Annotated in this window: 19 protein-coding genes, 2 tRNA genes and 1 pseudogene; 13 read left to right on the forward strand and 9 right to left on the reverse strand. The window is 65.0% G+C overall.

What is annotated here, in order from left to right:
* The 3 genes and pseudogenes from FMZ75_RS21370 to FMZ75_RS16225 form a co-directional block, all read left to right on the forward strand.
* The coding region (locus FMZ75_RS21370) for a hypothetical protein (RefSeq protein WP_207783479.1) at positions 1 to 180 on the forward strand (180 nt) is incomplete at its 5' end.
* A gap of 115 nt (positions 181 to 295) precedes the next feature.
* Positions 296 to 454 (forward strand): annotated as a pseudogene (locus FMZ75_RS22200) (transposase); the annotation flags it as partial.
* The gene (locus FMZ75_RS16225) at positions 424 to 1,170 is read left to right on the forward strand and encodes an IS5 family transposase (protein ID WP_166144191.1); all 747 of its coding nucleotides are present in this window, start codon (positions 424 to 426) and stop codon (positions 1,168 to 1,170) included. The pseudogene FMZ75_RS22200 and the gene FMZ75_RS16225, both read left to right, overlap by 31 nt.
* On the opposite strand, the gene ybgC is transcribed toward FMZ75_RS16225, so the two are convergent.
* The gene (ybgC, locus tag FMZ75_RS16230) at positions 1,171 to 1,584 is read right to left on the reverse strand and encodes a tol-pal system-associated acyl-CoA thioesterase (RefSeq protein ID WP_166144193.1); all 414 of its coding nucleotides are present in this window, start codon (positions 1,582 to 1,584) and stop codon (positions 1,171 to 1,173) included. It abuts the gene before it with no gap.
* Positions 1,585 to 1,762: 178 nt separating this feature from the next.
* Here ybgC and FMZ75_RS16235 point away from each other — a divergent pair, with 178 nt between their 5' ends.
* The 3 genes from FMZ75_RS16235 (at position 1,763) to FMZ75_RS21950 (ending at position 3,119) form a co-directional block, all read left to right on the forward strand.
* A complete protein-coding gene (locus FMZ75_RS16235) occupies positions 1,763 to 2,581 on the forward strand; it encodes a hypothetical protein (protein WP_166144195.1) in 819 nt (272 codons plus the stop codon).
* A 107-nt stretch (positions 2,582 to 2,688) separates the two neighbouring features.
* A complete protein-coding gene (locus FMZ75_RS16240; protein WP_166144197.1) occupies positions 2,689 to 2,997 on the forward strand; it encodes a hypothetical protein in 309 nt (102 codons plus the stop codon).
* Positions 2,991 to 3,119: a hypothetical protein gene (locus FMZ75_RS21950; protein ID WP_255461822.1), complete on the forward strand. Its 129-nt coding sequence runs from the start codon at positions 2,991 to 2,993 to the stop codon at positions 3,117 to 3,119. Before FMZ75_RS16240 ends, FMZ75_RS21950 begins: the two co-directional genes overlap by 7 nt.
* Before the next feature lie 173 nt (positions 3,120 to 3,292).
* Here the strand turns inward: FMZ75_RS21950 and FMZ75_RS16245 are convergent.
* Both FMZ75_RS16245 and FMZ75_RS16250 read right to left on the reverse strand, forming a co-directional pair.
* Positions 3,293 to 3,369: transfer RNA gene (locus FMZ75_RS16245), tRNA-Pro, on the reverse strand.
* A gap of 93 nt (positions 3,370 to 3,462) precedes the next feature.
* A complete protein-coding gene (locus tag FMZ75_RS16250) occupies positions 3,463 to 3,972 on the reverse strand; it encodes a dihydrofolate reductase (protein ID WP_166144199.1) in 510 nt (169 codons plus the stop codon).
* A gap of 184 nt (positions 3,973 to 4,156) precedes the next feature.
* Here FMZ75_RS16250 and FMZ75_RS16255 point away from each other — a divergent pair, with 184 nt between their 5' ends.
* Positions 4,157 to 5,149 carry a Tim44 domain-containing protein gene (locus tag FMZ75_RS16255; protein ID WP_166144201.1) on the forward strand — a complete coding sequence of 331 codons (993 nt, stop codon included), beginning with the start codon at positions 4,157 to 4,159 and terminating at the stop codon, positions 5,147 to 5,149.
* A 67-nt stretch (positions 5,150 to 5,216) separates the two neighbouring features.
* On the opposite strand, the gene FMZ75_RS16260 is transcribed toward FMZ75_RS16255, so the two are convergent.
* From FMZ75_RS16260 to FMZ75_RS16285, 6 genes are all read right to left on the reverse strand, one after another.
* Positions 5,217 to 7,754, reverse strand: a complete 2,538-nt coding sequence (locus FMZ75_RS16260; RefSeq protein ID WP_166144203.1) for a glycosyltransferase — start codon at positions 7,752 to 7,754, stop codon at positions 5,217 to 5,219.
* A gap of 134 nt (positions 7,755 to 7,888) precedes the next feature.
* Positions 7,889 to 10,168 carry a glycosyltransferase family 1 protein gene (locus FMZ75_RS22205; protein ID WP_166144205.1) on the reverse strand — a complete coding sequence of 760 codons (2,280 nt, stop codon included), beginning with the start codon at positions 10,166 to 10,168 and terminating at the stop codon, positions 7,889 to 7,891.
* A 310-nt stretch (positions 10,169 to 10,478) separates the two neighbouring features.
* A complete protein-coding gene (locus FMZ75_RS16270) occupies positions 10,479 to 11,438 on the reverse strand; it encodes a GDP-L-fucose synthase (RefSeq protein ID WP_166144207.1) in 960 nt (319 codons plus the stop codon).
* 262 nt (positions 11,439 to 11,700) lie between these two features.
* Positions 11,701 to 11,777, reverse strand: a tRNA-Arg gene (locus FMZ75_RS16275).
* 64 nt (positions 11,778 to 11,841) lie between these two features.
* Complete coding sequence (locus FMZ75_RS16280; RefSeq protein WP_166144232.1) at positions 11,842 to 12,207, reverse strand: 4a-hydroxytetrahydrobiopterin dehydratase; 366 nt, start codon at positions 12,205 to 12,207, stop codon at positions 11,842 to 11,844.
* 16 nt (positions 12,208 to 12,223) lie between these two features.
* Entirely contained in the window at positions 12,224 to 13,450 is a 1,227-nt protein-coding gene (locus FMZ75_RS16285; protein WP_166144234.1) for an NADH-quinone oxidoreductase subunit D, read from the reverse strand.
* 77 nt (positions 13,451 to 13,527) lie between these two features.
* Between FMZ75_RS16285 and FMZ75_RS16290 the strand changes: the two genes are divergently transcribed.
* The 6 genes from FMZ75_RS16290 to FMZ75_RS16315 all read left to right on the forward strand — a co-directional run bounded on the left by FMZ75_RS16290 (position 13,528) and on the right by FMZ75_RS16315 (position 19,620).
* On the forward strand, positions 13,528 to 13,704 hold the full coding sequence (locus FMZ75_RS16290) for a DUF1328 domain-containing protein (RefSeq protein ID WP_024880202.1): 177 nt from the start codon (positions 13,528 to 13,530) through the stop codon (positions 13,702 to 13,704).
* A gap of 127 nt (positions 13,705 to 13,831) precedes the next feature.
* Entirely contained in the window at positions 13,832 to 14,731 is a 900-nt protein-coding gene (locus FMZ75_RS16295) for a YihY/virulence factor BrkB family protein (RefSeq protein WP_246729017.1), read from the forward strand.
* A gap of 27 nt (positions 14,732 to 14,758) precedes the next feature.
* Positions 14,759 to 15,664: a Ku protein gene (locus FMZ75_RS16300; RefSeq protein ID WP_142864458.1), complete on the forward strand. Its 906-nt coding sequence runs from the start codon at positions 14,759 to 14,761 to the stop codon at positions 15,662 to 15,664.
* A gap of 18 nt (positions 15,665 to 15,682) precedes the next feature.
* Entirely contained in the window at positions 15,683 to 17,434 is a 1,752-nt protein-coding gene (gene ligD, locus FMZ75_RS16305; protein WP_166144236.1) for a non-homologous end-joining DNA ligase, read from the forward strand.
* Positions 17,431 to 18,321, forward strand: coding sequence for a non-homologous end-joining DNA ligase (ligD, locus tag FMZ75_RS16310; protein WP_166144238.1), 891 nt, complete (start codon positions 17,431 to 17,433; stop codon positions 18,319 to 18,321). Before ligD (FMZ75_RS16305) ends, ligD (FMZ75_RS16310) begins: the two co-directional genes overlap by 4 nt.
* Before the next feature lie 33 nt (positions 18,322 to 18,354).
* A complete protein-coding gene (locus FMZ75_RS16315; protein ID WP_166144240.1) occupies positions 18,355 to 19,620 on the forward strand; it encodes an MgtC/SapB family protein in 1,266 nt (421 codons plus the stop codon).
* Positions 19,621 to 19,636 lie beyond the last annotated feature (16 nt).

The following is a 19,636-nucleotide window of genomic DNA, read 5'->3' on the forward strand; positions in this document are numbered from 1 at the left end:
AAAAACTGCGCGACCGTCGTCGACGGCGAACTGATCCGCTGGTCGATGCAGGAAATCCGACGCATCGCCACGCGCCTCGCACGAAAACGCATTCGCCCCGAGTTCGTCATCGCATGGTCGTTATGGCGACGAGCGCACCAAGCCGAAGCAAGGCGAGCCCATCTCAAAAAGCAACTGTAATGCTAGGTCGTGTGGACGAATTAAGAGCGGTCGAATTTTCACGATTCCCAGCGTGAATCCGGTGTGATTCATAGACCTCCGACCGATTCGGAGGCCGGAAATCATGTCGACGCGGATGGATGAAGAGGACTGGGCGCATGTGCTCGCCGTGTTTCGGGCCTGCCTTCCTCGTCGAGGACGCAAAGCCGAGGACGACCGACTATTCCTGGAGGCGCTGCATTTCTTCACGGTCGAGAACGTGCGATGGCGCGCGTTGCCGGAGCGGTTCGGTCACTGGAACAGCGTCTGGAAGCGGTTCGATCGCCTGAGCAAGGCCGGCGTGTTCGAGGCGTTCTTCGACACGCTCGCGTCGATGAGCGCTTCCGCCCATCTCATCCAAATGTTCGACTCGACGATCGTGCGCGCTCACGTCTCCGCCGCTGGCGCAAAAGGGGGCAAGAGGGGCAAGCGCTCGGGCGCTCGCGCGGCGGTTTCACGACGAAAATCCACGCGAAAGCCGATGCCTCGGGAACGATCATCGGCTTCGACCTGACCGGCGGCGAGGCTTCCGACACGCGCCACTTCGAAACCCTGCTCGATATCGGACCCGATATGAAGCCTCGCGCCGTCGTGTGCGACAAAGGCTATGCCAGCAAGGCGAACCGCGAGGCGGCGAGGAAGCGGGGCATCGCTCCCGTGATCCCGCACAAGGCCAACGAAAAGGAGCGGCCCAAGTTCTTCGCCAAGGCCCTCTACAAAGCTCGCGCTCGCATCGAACAAGGCTTCGGCCGGCTCAAGCGATTCAAAAGGGTCGCCCTACGATGCGAAAAGACGGAACGAAACTTCAGATCGATCGTCAGTTTCGCCGCTGGCCTTTGCTTGATACAATTCGTCCACACGACCTACGAATTTCACGAGAAGCGCTGTTCATCGATCGTCATCGGCGACTCAGAAAAAATGCTTGGCGAATATAGCGTTGAGATCATCCCGATAGGCAAAATTCCAAACTGACTACCGGGGCGTGGCGACTGCGGCGAATTTCTTACGCACTTCCGCCGGAAGCCTCTGTGGCCGGCCGCCTTCCACGGCCGCGATCTTCACTTGCGCGCCGACGAGCAACTCCCCGCCGCGCATGACGCGCTGATCGAGATCGAAAGACGCGCCCGACACTTCGCGAACGACCGTCTCTACGATGAGGAGATCGTCCATTTGCGCGGGCTTTCGAAAGTCGATGGTCATGGCGCGCACGACGAAGAACAATCCGCCCTGCGCCTGGAGAAGCTCGCGCTGGCCGAGGCCGAGATCGCGCAAAAGCTCCGTGCGGCCGCGCTCCATGAAACGCAGATAGGAGGCGTGATAGACGAGGCCGGAAAAATCCGTGTCCTCGTAATAGATGCGGATGGTGAGGCTGTGCGTGTGGGTCATTTCGCGCGCGCAAGATCGCTGGAGGCTCTGCTATACAGCAGGCCGCGGCGTCTCGCATCTCTCGTGATCGCGCGAGGGAGAGCGCCCGCATTGCGCCGCAGCACGACGGGTTGCGCCGCAATATGTAATTCTGATACCTATCGATATGTCGCGTGCGTATCGAGGCTGAGAAGGGTCGATGAACAAAGAGCTCTGCGTGCTCGTCTGCGGCGTCGGGGAAAGGGCGTCGGCGGTCGCCAGACGGCTGATCGGCGAAGGCTATGCGACTGTGCTTCATCAGGAGCGGCCGCCGCGGAGTCTACGGCGGCGCATGTGCTATGCCGACGCCTGGTTCGACGGCGTCGCCGCGCTCGGCGGAGTCGAGGCGCGCCGCGCCGATCGGCCGAGCGAATTTCTCTGCGGAATGCAGACGCGGCAATTTCTGCCGCTTCTGCTGCGGCCTTTCGACGAGGTGGTGGAGCGTTGGCCCTGGGACGTCATCGTCTCCGCGCCGGATCATGACGAGCGGCCCCCGCGCGCGCTCGCCGATCTGGCCGTGCTGACGATCGGCGTCGGCTCCGGCTTCGTGGCCGGGAGCGATTGCGATCTCGTCGTCGCGACCGACGGGCTCGATCCGGGCGCAGTGCTGAGGGCGGGCGACGCGCCGCCGCCTCGCCGCGACGCTGATCGCCTCGCGCTCGATTATTGGGATGTGATCGCCGCTCGCGAGGGCACGTTCGCTGCGCGCAAGACGATTGGGGATCGCATCGACGCCGAGGAGATTTTGGGTTTTCTCGGCGAAGAGCCGGTGCGCGCGCCGGTCGCCGGACGGCTCAGCGGGCTGGCCCGGCCCGAGCAGACGGCGCTCCCCGGCGCGCCCATCGCCGAGATCGCGACCTCCGATCGCGCGCCGGTGGCCGGCGTCGCCAACCGCAACAAGCTCATCGCCCGGGGCGTCTCTTTTGCGGTGGAAATGGAGGCGGGGGGCTGGACGCCGGTCTCGATCGGCTCGCGCTGAGACGTTTTTTTCAGAATGTGTGTCGGCGCATATTATTTGGCGCCGGCATTCGGCATGGCTCGCGCGGGCGCTGTATGGACGCGTCGCGACGCAGCCGGGTTTTCATCGTGCAACATGTTTCTCGTTTTGCTTTGCTCGTCTCCTTCGTCGCTCTGGTCGGCCTCGCCATGCGCCTGTCGCGTTTCGCGTCGGCCGCTTTCAACGATCCGAAACGGCTGCCGGCGCCGACCGCCGATTCGCCCGTTCGTCACGAGCCGGGAGCCGAGGGCTGCTCCGTCGTCGTCGGGCGAATGCTGCCGGAGGCGATGCGCGGCGTCGCGGAAGCGCATGGGCGCAGCTTAGCGCGCACGACGATCATCGGCGTCTACGCCTCCTACGATAATTACGCCAAGGCCAATGGTACGCGCCCGTGCTGACATATGAGCTCTCCCACGCGCATTTGTTCCGCTGGCGGGGGTTTTGGGCGGAGCGGCCGCCGAGCTGGTTCGTGGAATGGCTCGGCGTCATTGTCTCGGGCGGCGCCGGCGCGGAGGAGTGAGCGAGGAGGAGGCGACGCCGCCGGCTTCACCGCGCTGTCGAGCCGGCTGGAGGTGGGAGCGAGAGCTTCGCCGCCGCCTTCGCGGCGTCCTTTCGGATCGATCTACCGACGCGATCTCGCCGATATGCGCAAGCGACGGAACCGAAGCCCGAAACGCCGAATTTTCATGAATTTGGTCGGAGTGAGAGGATTCGAACCTCCGACCCCCTCGTCCCGAACGAGGTGCGCTACCAGGCTGCGCTACACTCCGATCTGGCGTCCGCGAAGCGGCCGCCGCTGGTCGAGGCGGTTTATAGCTTCACGTTCCCCGGCCTGCAACAGCTGTTTGCGCCCTCTTCCACTTTCACCTGCGTTCGAGCCGCAGATATTGGAAATCCGCCTCGTCCTCCGGCAGACGGGGCGGCGTCTCGCGCCGCGTCTCGCGCCATTGGGCGGAATCGAGGGCTGGGAACAATGCGTCGCCGGCCACCGTCAGCGCCACTTCGGTGAGGTGAATCACATCGGCCTGCGGCAGAAAGGCCGAGTAGACCTGCGCGCCGCCGGCGACGATGACCTCCGGCGCTCGCATCGATTCGGCGAGCCGCGTCGCGAGGGCCAGCGCTTCCGCGCGGCTGCGCGCCACATGCGCGCCTTCGGGACGAAAATCCGGATCGCGCGATAGAGCGACGGTTTCGCGGCCGGGCAGGGCGCGCCCGATCGATTCGAACGTCCGCCGCCCCATGACCAGCGGCTTGCCCCAGGTCAGCTCGCGAAAACGCGCGAGATCGCTCGCGAGCCGCCAGGGCGTCCGCTCCTTTGCGCCGATGACGCGATTGCGCGCCACGGCGGCGACGAAGACCAATTTCAGCGTCACGCGCTAGAGACCCCCTCTTCGCATCGAATCGTCTAAATGGAAAATTAGAACAGTTTGCGACCTTATGAGCGTCGAAAACGGTTCTGCTTCCGCCGCGCGGCCCTTTGCCGCGAGCCCGGAGCATTCCTATATAGATTGCGCCCGAGTGATTCCTCATCTCTGGGCGAACCGCTCGAGGATAGTCATGTCGACTTGGACATCGAACGCCAAATCACTGCCGGCCCTGGCGCTCGCCGCGCTCATTGCTTTCGCCCCGGCGCTCGCCGAGGCCAAAATGGGCGGCGGCGCGAGTTCGGGAAGCCGCGGCTCGCGAAGCTTCACGGCGCCGCCCGCGACGACTACGGCGCCGCGACCGGCTGCGCCCATGGAGCGCAGCGTGGCTCCGCAACCGGCGCCTCAGCCGCAGGCTCAGCCGGCCGCGCCGCAGCGCCCGGCCGCCAATCCGGCCGGCGGCGCCTTCGGACGCGGCTTGCTCGGCGGCCTCGCCGGCGGCCTGCTCGGCGCTGGCCTGTTCGGCCTCCTCTCCGGCAACGGGCTGATGGGCGGGCTCGGCGGCCTCGCCTCGATCATCGGGCTTCTGGTCCAGATCGCCATCATCGTCGTTCTGGCGCGGCTGGCCTTTCAATGGTTCGCCGGCCGTCGCTTCGCCGGAGCCATGGGCGGCGCGGGAGGCGGCTCGCGTCCGGGCGCCTTCGCCTTCACCGGCGGCGGGACGGGTCTCGGCGGCGGCGCGGCCGCGGCGCGTCACGCCGCCAGCGAGCCCTTGAGCCTGCGTCCAGAGGATTTCAGCTCTTTCGAGCGCGTGCTCTCCGACGCCCAATCCGCCTATAGTCAGGAGGATATCGGCCGGCTGCATGATCTTGCGACGCCGGAGATGGTCTCTTATTTCTCCGACGACATTCGCGCCAATGCGCGCGAAGGAGTCATCAACCGCATCTCGGAGGTGAAGCTGCTGCAGGGCGATCTCTCCGAGGCCTGGCGCGAGGGCCAGGACGAATATGCGACTGTGGCGATGCGCTTCGCGCTGATCGATCTCTTCATCGATCGCGCGACCGGCAAGATCGTTTCCGGCGACGCCTCGCAGCCGACGCAATCGACCGAGGTATGGACCTTCCGCCGCCCGGCCGGAGAAGGGCCCGAGGCCTGGAAGCTCTCCGCGATCCAGCAGACGGCGTGATCCGCGCGCCTTTTGCGGCTCTGTGACGAAATGCGAAGCGCCCCTCTCTAGGGGGCGCTTTTTCGTCTCATCTCTTCGTCAGGCGCTCGAATTCCGCGATATGAGCTTCGGCGCAGAGCGCCCAGGAAAAATCCTGCGCGCGGCGGAGGGCTTCCATCTTCAGCCTCCGCCGCTCTGTCGTATCGGTGGCGATACGCAAAATCGCCGCGGCGATTTCGGATGGGTCGAGCGGATCGACGAGTATAGCGGCGTCGCCGCCGATCTCTTCCGTGCTGGAGCCGCGAGAAGTGACGACCGGCGCGCCGCAGGCGAAGGATTCGAGTATAGGCAGGCCGAACCCTTCGGCGAGCGAGGGAAAAACGGTGCAGATCGCGCCTTCGTAGAGAGTCCAGAGGTCTGCGTCCGGCACACGCCCGAGAAAATGTATCCGCTTCGTCGCATCGAAGGCGGCCTTGCGGAGGTCGGCGAGGTCGACATTCCATCCTTCCTGGCCGACGATCAGCATATGCAGGCCGCGCGCTTCCGGCCGGCTCGCCAGAAGCGCGAAGGCGGAGATCGCATTGAGCAGATTCTTGCGCGGCTCGATGGTGCCGATGCACAGAAAATAACGTGCGCTCCGCGGCAGATCGACGATTTTGCGGAGCTCGCGCCGCCCCGTCCGGCCGCTCCCGTCGGCGGCGAGATAGGCGACGGACGAGGAGGCCCGCAGCGTCGGCAGAGCGCTCTGCAGCTGCTGTTGCGTCGCGCGTGAATTACAGAAGATATGGCTCGCCGTCAGGAGCTGACGCAGCTGGCGCCGGAATGTCGAAACGGCCTCCGCGCTGAACCATTCCGGCCGCTCCAGCGGAAACAGATCATGCATCATTATGCATTGCGGCAGCGCGGCGAAGCGCGCCGGCGCGGCTTCGATCGGGAAATAGGGGAACAGCACGACGGCGCGCGCCGGGATCGGGTCTTCGGCGTGAGCCTCGCGCTCGAGCCAGACGGGCTCCGCCTCGACCAGTCGGCTCCATTCGCGCCGCAGCGACGGCGAATGGAAGACGCGCAGCGTCACGCGGGAATCGTCGAGCATCTCGTTCACGACATTCTTCGCATAGCGATGAACGCCGGTTCTCGCTTTCGGATCGACGATCGCCATGCAGAGCACGTCGATATTGACATAGACGTGGACCGCGTCGTCTCGCGCCGGCGCCGCCACACGTCTCGCGACCGTCTCCGACAAAGCCTGCAAGGTCGGCGACGCCAGGGCGCGGGAATCGCTCGGCTCGTCGACGAGGGCGGCGCGTCCCCGCGTCGCGACGAGGCGTCGCGCTTTGAGAAATTCGTCGCGCGAGGGCGCGCGACCTCGCGCCGCCAACAGGCAGGCCAGCGTGAATTGCGAATCCGACATATCCAGCGCGGCGTCGATTTTCTTTTCGCCGAAACGTGGCGCGGAAAGCGCGACATCGAGCTCCGCGACCAGCGGACGCGGGCGGCTGCGATATTCTCCCGACCCGACGAATTCGACGATGGCCGCTTCGCGCGACTTTCTGGCGCCGATCGCATGGGCATAGCTGTGCAACTCATTGTCGGAGCAGCTGCGCTGAAGCAGATAGGCATAAGCGAGCAGGACGAATTCGAGCGCCGGCAGAGACAGAAGAATTTCGAGATCGTCGCAGGCGAGAAAGGCGGGATCGGCGGGCGGCACGAGGCGCGGCGCGAAAGCGCGCCGCTCGGCGCTCGACAATGTCATGAATTTGACGGCGCGCAGGAGCTTGGATCGCGCGCGCGCGTCGAAGAGCGACAAATAGCGGCCATAATAGAAAACGAAGGCGCGCGTGCGATGTTCCGCCGGGCAATATTCGTTCAGAATATGCAGGATCGGGCGCACGAAATTGGCCGAGCGCAGAGAGAAGAATTTCATATTCTTCTTCGAGAAGGGGCCGTCGGCGTCGAGCGTGAAGCGATTATAGAGCCGTGCGCGAAGGGCGACGAGGCGCGGGAGGCCGGCCTTTTCGGCGCGCATGGTGAATTCGCTGTCCGCATGATAATGCGGCGCGTTGCGCTGCTCGTAGAGGCCGATCTTCTCGAAGACGGATTTATGGACGAGCGTGCCATTGCCGCACAGATAGTCGACCGCGATCATATCGGCGCCGATTCGCGTCTTCGCGTCGAGCGCATCCTCATAGAGATTGGCGAGCCCGGTCTGCACGAAGGCGCCGTTCTCCCAATCATTATAGGCGCCGACTCCCCAGAGCCGGCCGGGATCATTGGCGAAGGAGATCACGCTGCCGACGATGGGGGCGTCGCTCTCGAGCGCGCCCTCGACGATATTGGCGATGAAATCGTCGGGAAGAATGGCGTCGTCATTGAGCGTGAGAATATAGTCGCAGCCGTCCTTCAGCGCGGCCACGACGCCGGAATTCGTCGCCGCGGTCCAATAGTGCCAATCGGGGTCGTCGATGACGGTGATCTCGCTCGCGCCGAGCGCGCGGAGCGCCTGCGGCGTGCCGTCGGTCGAGCCCGAATCGACGATGTAGAGCCGAAAAAAAGGATAATTCTGTTTTCTCATGCTCTGCGCGAAGCCGAGCGTCCAGTCGCGCCGATTGCGGACCGGCGTCACCACGCCCACGATCGGGTAGATATGCTCCTTTTTCTGCGGGGCGGCCGGCTTCCCGCGTAGCCTCTCCGATGTCGGAGGCGCTTTGCCTTCGACATTCGCACGATCGCGCCCAAGGAAGATATCTGCCATTCTCATTGTCAGTGACCGGCTCGAGAATCGTCAGGGGGAGAGACGCGGCCGGGAAAGCGCAGACGCGTCCCCCGCGTGCAAAAGGCGCTGAGATAGGCGATGTCGCCATTGTATAGATCGCTGAGCGGCCCGCCGCGGCGGATCACCGCATCGACCACCGCATAGCCGCTTCTGCGCCGCGTCTCATATCGCAGGACGCCCTCGATTTCCGTCGGCGGCGGGTCGAGCGTGATGTTGGCGGCGCCGACATCGAGCTCGCCGTGCGTCGCCGTCGGATTGAGATCGAGACCCATCAAAAGCGCGTCCATGATATTGGCCCGATAAAGGGAATCGCTTTGAGGCAGAGTGGTGACGAGCTGATAGAGCGCGTCATTGTAGCGATGGCTGAACTCGCGCGTCGCGAGCTCGCGCGCTCGGGGCTTGGACGAGTCGAAAACGATCAGTCGACGCGCTTTCGTGAATAGGGATCGCAGTGTTTCGTCGCGTAGCAGGGAGATGTCGACGCCGACGGTCACCTGGGCCTGCGCGCCGAAGAGATGCGCATGATAGCGATTTATATCCTCGATCTCGCGCAAAGTCGCGGTCTCGTCCGCGTCGAGCGGCGCGAGATAGAGCGCGAATACGGCGAGACGCTCGATGATCGCTGGACGCTTCTCGCGTCGAAACGTGGGCGCATCGGCGGCGGCGTCGCGCTTCTTGCGTTCGACGAGACTCTCTATGGCCTTCGTCAATTGCTCGCCCATTTTTCGCGACGAGAAATTTTCGCCTTGCACAAAGCCTTTTTCGGCGAGCGCGCGGCGGCGGTCCTCGTCGAGCCAGAAGCGCTCTATGTCGTCGGCGACGGCGATTGCGTTGCGTTCATTCTCGAAATAGGCGCAAGCGTCGCCGCAGATTTCCCGGATCGCAGAGGATGTCCCCGTCAAAATCGGAACGCCGAGCTTCATGGCATCGACGAGGGGGATGCCGAAACCTTCATACAGCGATGGAAATACGAGGCCGGCGCTATGGACGAAATAATGGAGCAGCGTCGATTCTGGGAGGAAGGACTCGGTCCGCACGAGGTCCGAGACGTCGAGCTGCGCGGCCACGGCCTTCAGCTCCGCGACGCGATCTTTCTTCGCGCCCGTGTTGGTCAGCATGATCGGAACGTCGAGGCCTCGTCGGCGGAGCAGGGCGATGGCCTGCAATAATATCTCGTGGTTCTTGTGAACCCAAGGCACGGCCGGATAAATGAGATAGCGACCGGCGTCGCAGCTCTGGGCGCGTGCGGCGGCGATGTCGTCTCGCGACAGGCCGGCGTCCTCGGCCATGAAGCCGCTGAGGTGAGCCACGTGAATGCCGTCGACGCCGTAAAATCTCTCGAAGTTGCGTTTCTCGAATTCGGAGATGGCGACGAGAAGATCGGCGCGATCGAACACATAGCCGTATTCGCGCAGACGCATCGCATTCTCTGTATCGGAGAAGAATGTCGGATGATGCATGTGCTGCAGATCGAGAACGCAACCGAGCACTGGCACATGCTTGGGAATATAGGTCGGACGCAGCGCGTTCAGCGGGTCGAAATAGCAGTCGCACCAGTCGAGATGCTGCGTCATTTGCGCAGTGTCGTCGGCGGTGACGACGACGAATTCGGCCTTTGGATAGCGCTGCGCGAGATCGGCGTGATAGGGCGGGACGGCGACGCGCAGCGTGACGAAGTCCGGCAGATGCGCGAGATAGGCCTTGCATACGCGGCCGGCGCCGCCGGCCCCTTCGGTTTCCGGGAGCAGGCGCACCAAATTCATGAGCAGGCGAATGCGCCCTTCGCTTTCGCGCCGAAGCCGCGCGGCCTGCTCCTGAGCGGAGGTCGGCTCGAATTCGAGCTGCAGAAGCGAGAAAACGGGCCGCGAGCCGTCGGCCGGATCGAAGCGAATGCGCATGACCGGCGCGGCGAAGCGGCAATAGGCGGTGAATCCGCCGTCGGGCTCTTCGAAAAAGCGAATGCGTTGACGCGCGTCCTCGGAAAATCCCGACCCGGTGTCGATGTAGATGCTGGCCTCTCGGAGCTGGTCGAGCGCTGCGCCGCCGACCGACCGAATCGCATAAGGGCCGGCGGGGAGCGGAATGACGCCGAAGCCTGCGAGGTCGAATTGAGGATCGCCGCCGGTGACCTCCCACTCGCCGACCGCATTCGCTGTCGTCTCTAGGTCGATGAGGGGAACGATGTCGAAACGGCGGGGAAAACGTCCGAAGAGCTTGCCGAGGTTCATCGATCGGACGAGATTCTTGGCTGATTCGGCGATCGACACGCAGGCCTCAAATCGTTGACTTTTCCAACCAATATAGCGATATTTCATCTAGTCAACTCGTTCTCGACAAAAAGCTCGGGCCCCTCCGGCGAAGGGCGAGGAGAGCCTGTTGCTTCCTTTCTCTCGAGGGTCGGATCGGACGCTGCCCAGCGTCCGATCACTGCGAAAATTCGGGACGTGGCCTCATTTTCGTGTCAGCTCGGAGCCGTCGCATCGCGATCGCGGATCAGTTCGCAACATCGGCCGCGCGCCAAATCGCGTGCGCGCCGTCTCGTTCGAGTGCGACCATTGCTCTCGAAATCTCGGAGCGTCAGCCGACGGGCTCGAGGACCGGCGCCCGCTCGGCTTTCTCCTTGGCGAGGAAGCATCGATAAGCATCGGCGATTCCCTCGTCGAGGGAAATCTGCGGCGTCCATCCGAGATCGCGAAGCCGGCTCGAATCCATCAATTTGCGCGGCGTGCCATCCGGCTTGGTCGTGTCGAACACGAGCCGGCCGGAAAATCCGACGACGCGCTGCACCGTCTCGGCGAGCTCGCGGATCGTGACCTCGGAGCCCGCGCCACAATTGATGTGCTCATAGCCGTCATAATTATCGAGGCAGAACACGACGCCGCGCGCGAGATCGTCGACATGCAGAAATTCGCGCAGCGGCGTTCCCGTGCCCCAAACAACCACCTCGTCGCGGCCGGCCTCCCTGGCTTCGTGAAATTTGCGGATGAGGGCCGGCAGCACATGGCTCGTCTGCAAATCGAAATTGTCGTTCGGGCCGTAGAGATTGCAGGGCATCACCGAGATGTAGCTGCGGCCATATTGCTTGCGATAGGCCTGACAGAGCTTGATGCCCGCGATTTTGGCGATCGCATACCATTCATTGGTCGGCTCCAGCGGCCCGGTCAGCAGGGCGCCCTCCGTGATCGGCTGCGGCGCGAATTTCGGATAGATGCAGGAGGAACCGAGGAAAACGAGACGATTTACGCCGGCTGCATGAGCGGAGTGAATGATATTGGTCTCGATGGCGAGGTTGTCGTAGATGAAATCGGCCGGATAAGTGTCATTGGCGTAGATGCCGCCGACTTTCGCAGCGGCGAATACGATAGCGTCGGGCCGGTTTTGCTTCAGCCAGACCTCGACTGCAATCTGATTGCGGAGGTCGACCACGGAGCGATCGACCTTCAATACGGATTCGCCCCGCGCCTCGAGACATCTCGTCACGGCGGAGCCGACCATGCCTTTGTGCCCGGCGACCCAAACTCTGCGCGCGTCGGCCATTTGCAAAAATCCCCGCTCGGAGCCGAGGTCCACCCACGAGCTCGCTATGGACGCCCGCGATTTTTATGGCAGATGCATCCCGCAGCGCAAACGAAAAATTCCGAGGGAAGCCGGCGCTCGCACGAAAACCGGGCTAACGAGAGACGAATAGGCGCGATTTGTTCGGCGAGGAACGCGTGCGGCGGCGCAACACTCGCCGCGGACCGGCGGCGGCCCCGCCGAGCGGAGGTTTCGAGGCGACGCGGTCCGGACAGTTGCGAAGTGGCGTCCCGGAAGGGATTCGAACCCCTGACCTACGGTTTAGGAAACCGTTGCTCTATCCTGCTGAGCTACCGGGACCGCGACACGGACATGTACTAGAGCGGGCGGCTTTTGAAAAGCCGGCGCAAGGGACGGGTCGGCCTCACATGCGCCCTGCAGGCAGGCCTCGCCAGCGCGAGAAGATGCGGTCGATCTTCGTCGCCATTATGACGTCGTTCTCGTGCAGGCCGCGGATTTTCTTCGTTTGCAGCGAGACGGTCGCATAGCCCCAGCCGAAGGCGATATCCGGGTGATGGCCTTCCGCCTCGGCCAATTCGCCGATCTGGCGCACGAATTCCGCCGCCTCGCGGAAATTGCCGAAGCGAAAGCCGCGTTCTATGCGCCGCGCTTCGTCCATCAGCGACCAATCGGGCGCTTCGGCGAGCAGAGCCTCGGCCTTTGCGCGGTCGAGCGGCGGAACGCCGCCGCGGCAGGGCGTGCAGGTCTTTTCCGCGAGCGTCGTCGGCATGTCGGCTTCTCCTTTTTCAGCGGTCGATCTCTCCGAAGACGATATCCATCGAGCCGACGATGGCTGCGACATCGGCCAGCATATGGCCGGTCGAGAGCCGGTCGGCCGCCGCCAGATGGGCGAAGGAAGGCGCGCGAATCTTGCAGCGATAGGGACGATTCGATCCGTCGGCGACGAGATAGACGCCGAACTCGCCCTTGGGCGCCTCCACGGCGGCGTAGACCTCGCCGGGCGGAACGTGAATCCCTTCGCTGAACAGCTTGAAATGCTCGATCGTCGCCTCCATCGAGCGTTTCATCACGCTGCGTTTGGGGGGCGTCACCTTATGGTCGTCGACGGCGATCGGCGTACGGCCTTCCGGCCTGCGCAGCAAAGCGACGCATTGGCGCATCAGATGCGTCGATTGGCGCATCTCGGCCATGCGCACGCAATAGCGGTCGTAGCAATCGCCGTGACGCCCGACGGGAATGTCGAAATCCAGCTCCTCGTAGCATTCGTAGGGCTGCGCCTTGCGCAAATCCCATTGCGCGCCGCAGGCCCGCACAAACACGCCGGAGAAGCCGAGGCCCCAGGCCTCCTCCAGCGATACGGCGGCGATGTCGGCGTTGCGCTGCTTGAAGACGCGATTATCGGTGAGCAATCCTTCGAGATCGTCGCAGACTTTCAGGAATGGATCGCAAAACGCTTCGATATCGTCGAGCAGCGCGGCGGGCAGGTCCTGATGCACGCCGCCGATACGGAAATAGCAGGCGTGCATCCGCGCGCCGGAGGCGCGCTCATAGAAGACCATCAGCTTCTCGCGCTCCTCGAAGCCCCAGAGATTGGGCGTCAGCGCGCCGCAATCGGAGGCCTGCGTGGTGATGTTGAGCAGATGCGAGAGCAGCCGCCCGATCTCGCAATAGAGCACGCGAATGAGCTGCGCGCGTCTGGGAACCGCGAGGCCGAGCAGCCGTTCCGCGGCGAGGCAGAAGGCGTGCTCCTGATTGATCGGCGCGACATAATCGAGCCTGTCGAAATAGGGCAGGGCCTGCAGATAGCTCTTGTCCTCGATGAGCTTCTCCGTGCCGCGATGCAGGAAGCCGACATGCGGGTCGACATGGGAGACGACCTCTCCGTCGAGCTCCAGCACCAGGCGCAGCACGCCATGCGCGGCCGGATGCACAGGGCCGAAATTGATGGTGAAGCTACGCTCGCCGTCGGCGCGCGGGAGCGCGCCCGTTCCCGCTCTGGTCCCCAAGCTCATTTCCGCCTCCTCTCGCGCGAAACCCGTTGGGCGCGCCGACGTTATCCCTCATCCATCCTCTATGGGAGGAGACAGAGATGAGCGATCTTCTGCGCTGGGCCGTCGTCTTTCTCGTGGTCGCGCTGATTGCGGCCTTCTTCGGCTTCGGCGGCGTCGCCGGCACGGCGATCGACGCCGCGCGCATATTGTTCTGGGTGGCGGTGGTGCTCTTCATCATCGCCCTCGTCGGTGGCGTGCTGCGGCGCGGCGTCTGAGGCAGCCGGCGACGGCGCCGGAGCGTCGCCGCCGCTTCTCTTCAACGTCGCCGGATGACGAAAGTTGCCGACGTCCTATGGCTCTATATGCTCGACTATCGCTTGCCGGCGAGCGTGGGAGCCGAGATTGGACGAGGTCGACAAAGCAGTCTTCCGGCGCGCTCTCGGGTCGCTCGCGCCATGGGCGGAACGATTGCCCGCGCCGCTACGCATTCCGCTGGACGCTTTCCTGCATTTCGTCGATCGCGACGGCTTCGCCATAGCGAGCCATATCGCGCTCTCGACATTGATGTCGCTGTTTCCCTTTCTCATCGTGGTCACGGCCTTCGCCGGCCTGCTCGGCTCGAAGAGCCTCGCGGACGAGGCGGGCCGTCTGCTGCTCGACGCCTGGCCGCCGGAGGTGGCCGAGCCGATCGCGCGAGAGATCCGGCGCGTCGCGACGGAGCCGCAGGTCGGCAATCTCACCTTCGGCGCGCTCTTTGCCGTCTATTTCGCCTCCAGCGGCCTCGAGAGCCTGCGCATCGGCCTCAATCGCGCCTATGAAACACCGGAATCGCGCAGCTGGTGGCTGCTGCGGCTCGAGTCGATCTTCTATGTGATCGGCAGCGCGGCGGCGCTGCTGGCGCTCTCGGTGCTGGTCGTGCTCGGCCCGCTCATCACTGACGCCGCTGCGCGCTATTTCGACTGGTTCGCGCCTTTCGAGACGATGGTGACGCTCGCGCGCTATGGCGTGGCCACTTTGATTTTGGCGCTGACGCTGCTGTCCGTTCACGCCTGGCTGCCGGCGGGGCGGCGGCGCTTTCTCGACATACTCCCCGGCGTGCTGGCGACACTGCTGCTGTGGCTCGTCGCCGGCGCCGCCTTCGGCCGCTATCTCGCCGCCTTCTCGGACCGCTATGCGCTGACCTATGCGGGCCTCGCCTCGGCGATGATCGCGCTCGTCTTCCTCTATTTCTCGGGCGTCATCTTCATCTATGGCGGCGAACTCAACGCCGCCATCGTCCGCGCGCGCCGCGGCGCTAGATAGAGCGCGAACAGCAAAGGGTCTCACCTCATGGCTCCACGCGCGCGCGCTTATTGGCAAGGCTATCTGCGGCTTTCGCTCGTCTCCATCGGCGTCGAGCTCTATGCGGCGACATCGAGCGCCCAGGCGACGACGCTGCATCAGATCCACAAGCCCTCGGGCAAGCGCGTGCGCTATGAGAAGGTCGTGCCCGGCGTCGGCCCGATCGACTCCGCCGATATCGTCAAAGGCTTCGAGATCGGCGACGATTCCTATGTCGTGCTGGAGCCGGACGAGCTCGACGAGATCAAGCTCGACAGCGGCAAAGCGATCGAGCTGGTGCAATTCGTCGGGCGCGAGGAGATCGATCCGCGCTATTTCGACCGGCCCTATTATCTCGCCCCGGAGGGCGATGTCTCGACCGAAGGCTATGCGGTGATCCGCGAGGCGCTGCGCCGCGCCGGCAAGATCGGCATCGGCCGGCTCACCATGCGCGGGCGCGAGAGCATTGTCGCGGTGACGCCGCTCGGCAAGGGGCTGCTCGTCGAGACCTTGCGCTACGCCAATGAGCTCCGCTCCTATGAGCCTTATTTCGCCGAGATCGGCGAAGGCGACAGCGACGCCGAGATGGTGGCGCTGGCGTCCGAGCTGATCGAGCGCAAGAGCGCGCCTTTCGATCCCAAGGCGTTCAAGGATTCCTACGCCGAAGCGTTGCGCGATCTCGTCGAGCGCAAGCGCGAAGGCCAGGCGATCGTCACCACTGGCGAGGAGGAGCGTCGCGGCCCCGGCAAGGTGATCGATCTCATCGAGGCGCTGAAGCGCAGCGTCGGCGAGAGCGCGCCGCAACCCGTACACGGCAAGGCGCGCGCCGCCGAGCCGGCGAAAAAGGCGAGTCCGGCGAAGACGGCGTCAGCCAAGGCTGCGGCGAAGACGGGGCCGGTGAAGAAGCGCGCGTGACCGCGAGAGGAGCGCAAATTGGGTCCATCCGCGCGCTCGTCATCGGCTCATCGCGCTTCTCCCCGCGCGAGGCCGCTCGCAGCGAAGGACGAGCGGCTCGTCGCCTATCGCGCCAAGCGCGATTTTCACCGCACGGCCGAGCCGGAAGGCGCCGCACGGGCGCAAGGGCAGGGCGCCTATGTCGTGCAGAAGCATCGCGCGCGCCGGCTGCATTACGATCTGCGCCTCGAGCTGGACGGCGTGCTGAAGAGCTGGGCCGTCACGCGCGGCCCCAGCCTCGACCCGAGCGAGAAGCGTCTCGCCGTGCGCACGGAGGATCATCCGCTCGATTATGGGAGCTTCGAGGGAACCATCCCCAAAGGCGAATATGGCGGCGGCGAGGTGATGCTGTGGGACCGCGGCCGCTGGACGCCCAAGGGCGATCCGCATCGCGGCCTGGCGGATGGGCGTCTCGAGCTCATTCTGGAAGGCGAGCGGCTGAGAGGCGGCTTCGCGCTGGTGCGAGTGCCGCGCCGGGGGAAAGAGCTCAAAGAAAATTGGCTTCTCGTCAAAATGAAGGATGGGCAGGCCGACGCCGATCTCGATCCGACGCGCGAATGGACGCGCAGCGTGACGACGGGCCGCAGCTTCGCGGAGATCGCCGATGGCGAAACCCGTGCGCCGCGCTTGCCGAAATTTCGTGCGCCGCAGCTCGCGACGCCGGCCGCCGAGCCGCCTGCCGGCGAGGACTGGCTGCATGAGATCAAATTCGACGGCTATCGCGCGCTCGTCGCGACAGCGGGCGGCAAGTGCCGCGTCTACACGCGCTCCGGCCTCGATTGGACGGCGAAATTTTCGGGCATCGCCGAGGCCGCCGCGCAATTGCCGATGAAAAGCGCGCTCATCGATGGCGAGATCGTCGCGCTGGAGGAGAGCGGCCGCAGCGATTTCGGCCTGCTGCAGAAGATGCTGGAGAAGCGTCCGCGGGCGCTCGTCTTCTACGCCTTCGATCTGCTGGAGCTCGATGGCGAGGATGTTTCCAATGAGTCTTTGCTCGAGCGCAAGAATCGTCTTGCTGCGCTGCTCGCCGAGCCGCCGGCGGCGATACGCTACAGCGGCCATGTGATCGGCGCCGGCGCGCGTTTTCTCGCGGAATGCCGACGCATGGGGCTCGAGGGCGTCGTCTCCAAGCGCGTCGATCGGCCCTATCTCTCGCGGCGCACGCGCGCCTGGATAAAGGTCAAATGTCTCGGCCGCGATGAGTTCGTCGTCGGCGGCTATCGTCCTTCGACGAAGAAGGGCCGCGACTTCGCCTCTCTGCTGCTCGGCGAATTCGTCGATGGCGAATTGCGCTATCGCGGCCGCGTCGGCGCCGGCTTTTCCGATCGCGATCTTGCGCAGATCGGCGCCGCTCTGCGGGCGCATGCGCGCAAGACCTCGCCTTTCGCCGCCGTTCCGGCGGAAATCGCGCGTCATGCGCGCTATGTGGCGCCGCGGCTCGTCGTCGAGATCGATTATACGGAGCGCACCAAGGAGGGAGTGCTGCGTCATCCGACCTTCATCGGCCTGCGCGAGGACAAGCCGGCGAGTGAGGTGAGTTCTCCAACGTCCTGCAATCCTCGCCCTCATGCTGAGGAGGTCGCGAAGCGACCGTCTCGAAGCACGAGGGCGAGATCCAGCAGCCAGCGCATGAAGGCTCCCTCGTCCTTCGAGACGCGGCCTGCGGCCGCTCCTCAGGATGAGGGAGCCTCCATCCCAACGCCTCGCGAGCCGAAGCGAGGCCAGCGATGATCCGCCTCACCAACCCGGACAAGCCGCTCTACCCGGCCGCTCTGCATGTCACCAAGCAGAGGCTGGTCGATTATTGGCGCCGGGTCGCGCCTTTCGCTCTGCCGCATATCGCCGGGCGGCCGCTGTCGTTGCTGCGCTGTCCCAATGGCGCGGCGCATGGCTGCTTCTTCCAGCGCCATCATCGGCGCGGCCTGCCCGCGGGACTCAAAGCCGCGCCCATCGCCGGGAGCGACGGCGAATGGGAAGAATTCCTCTTCCTCGACGATCTCTCGGGCCTCGAAGGCGCGGCGCAGATGGATGCGCTGGAGCTGCATATTTGGGGCGTGCGCTTCGATGCGCTGGAACGTCCCGATCGTCTCGTCTTCGATCTCGATCCCGATCCATCCGTGACCTTCGAGGAGGTCAAGCGCGCCGCGCGCGATTTCCGCGCTCTGCTGGAGGCGGCGGGGCTCGCGAGCTTCGCGCTGCTCACCGGCGGCAAGGGGCTGCATGTCGTCGCGCCGCTGGATGACGCGCTCGACTGGCCGACCTTCACCGGTTTCGCCAGAGGCGTCGCCGGCCGTCTCGCGGCGGATGATCCGGCCCGCTTCACCGCAATAGCGACCAAGGCGCGGCGCCATGGCCGCATCTATATAGACTATCGGCGTAATGATCGCGGCGCGAGCGCGGTGGCGCCTTTCTCGCCGCGCGCGCGGGAGACGCCTTCCGTGGCGACGCCAGTCTCCTGGGACGAGCTCGGCCGCATCGAGCGCGCCGATTTTTATTGCCTCGACAAGGTGGAGCGTCGCCTCGCCGCGCTACGCGCCGATCCTTGGGCGGGCTATTTCGATCTGCGACAAGGCGTCTCGCCGGCGGCGCTGCGCATGTTTGCCGGAGCGCGAGTATAATTGTGAAGTTCCACTATTCGGGAAGGCCGGCGCATGGAGACGACCGAATTGTTCCGCCGCCTGACGGTGGCTCTGGCGATCGGCCTTTTGATCGGCCTCGAGCGCGGCTGGCAGGCGCGCGAGGACGAGGAGGGCGAGCGCGCCGCGGGCTTTCGTACCCATGCGCTGGCGGCCCTCCTCGGCGCCGTCTGGGGCGCCATCTGCAATCAGACCGGCATAGGCGGCGCGGTGTCGCTCGGCCTCGCCTTCGTGGCGTTCGCCGGCGCGATCGTCCTGTTTCGCTATCGCGAGATCGTCCATGACGAGACCTTCGGCGCGACCACAGTGGTCGCCGCTATGCTGGCTTTCGCGCTCGGCGCTTTCGCCGTCGTCGGCGATGTCGAGGCCGCGGCCGCGGCGGGCGTCGCCACTGCGGGATTGCTGGCGCTGAAATCCGCGAGCCATGGCTGGCTGCGGCGCCTGAGCTGGGAGGAGCTGCGCTCCGGCCTGACGCTCGCCGCCATGACGGTCATTCTGCTGCCGCTGCTGCCGGACCGCGCCGTCGATCCGTGGAAGACGGTCAATCCGCACGAGATCTGGCTGCTGACCGTGCTGATAGCGGTCATCAACTTCCTCGGCTATGTGGCCATGAAGGCGGCGGGCGGCGTCGGCGGCGTGGCGCTGACCGGAATTGCCGGCGGCCTCGTCTCCTCCACCGCCGCGACGATGACGATGGCGCGCCTCTTGCGCGAGCAGAGCGAAGGCGCGCCGCTCTTCGCCGCCGGCGCGTTATTCGCCAACGCCACAATGGCGCTGCGCGTGCTCGCTGTTGTCGCGCTGATCGATATCGAGCTCCTCGGCGTTCTCGCGGCGCCCTTCGCGGCAGGCGGCGCCGTCATGCTCGCCTTCGCGCTTTTGTTCATGCGCCGCGCGGTCGCCTCTTCGACAGATGTGAGCCATGCGTCGAAGAACCCTCTCGATCTCGGCGTCGTGCTTCAATTCGGCGCGCTCCTCACCGTGGTCGCGATCGTGGCGCGTCTCGCGACCCGAATGGCGGGCGAGGCGGGCGCGCTCGCGGTCGCGGCGATCTCGGGCGTCGTCGACGTCGACGCCATAACTTTGTCCGTCGCGCGGCTCGATCGCGCGACGCTCACGCTCGATGTCGCTGCGGCGTCGATCGGCCTCGCGGTCGCCGTCAACACGCTCTCCAAGGCGGCGCTGACATGGTGGATCGGCGGCGCCGGCCTCGGCTTTCGTGTCGCCGCAGCTTCCGCGCTCGCGCTCGCCGGCGGCCTCGCGGTCGCGCTGCTCGCGCGCTGAAAGGCGCGGAACCTTC

It is taken from the genome of Methylosinus sp. RM1 (assembly GCF_011378635.1).
Classification (GTDB): domain Bacteria; phylum Pseudomonadota; class Alphaproteobacteria; order Rhizobiales; family Beijerinckiaceae; genus Methylosinus; species Methylosinus sporium.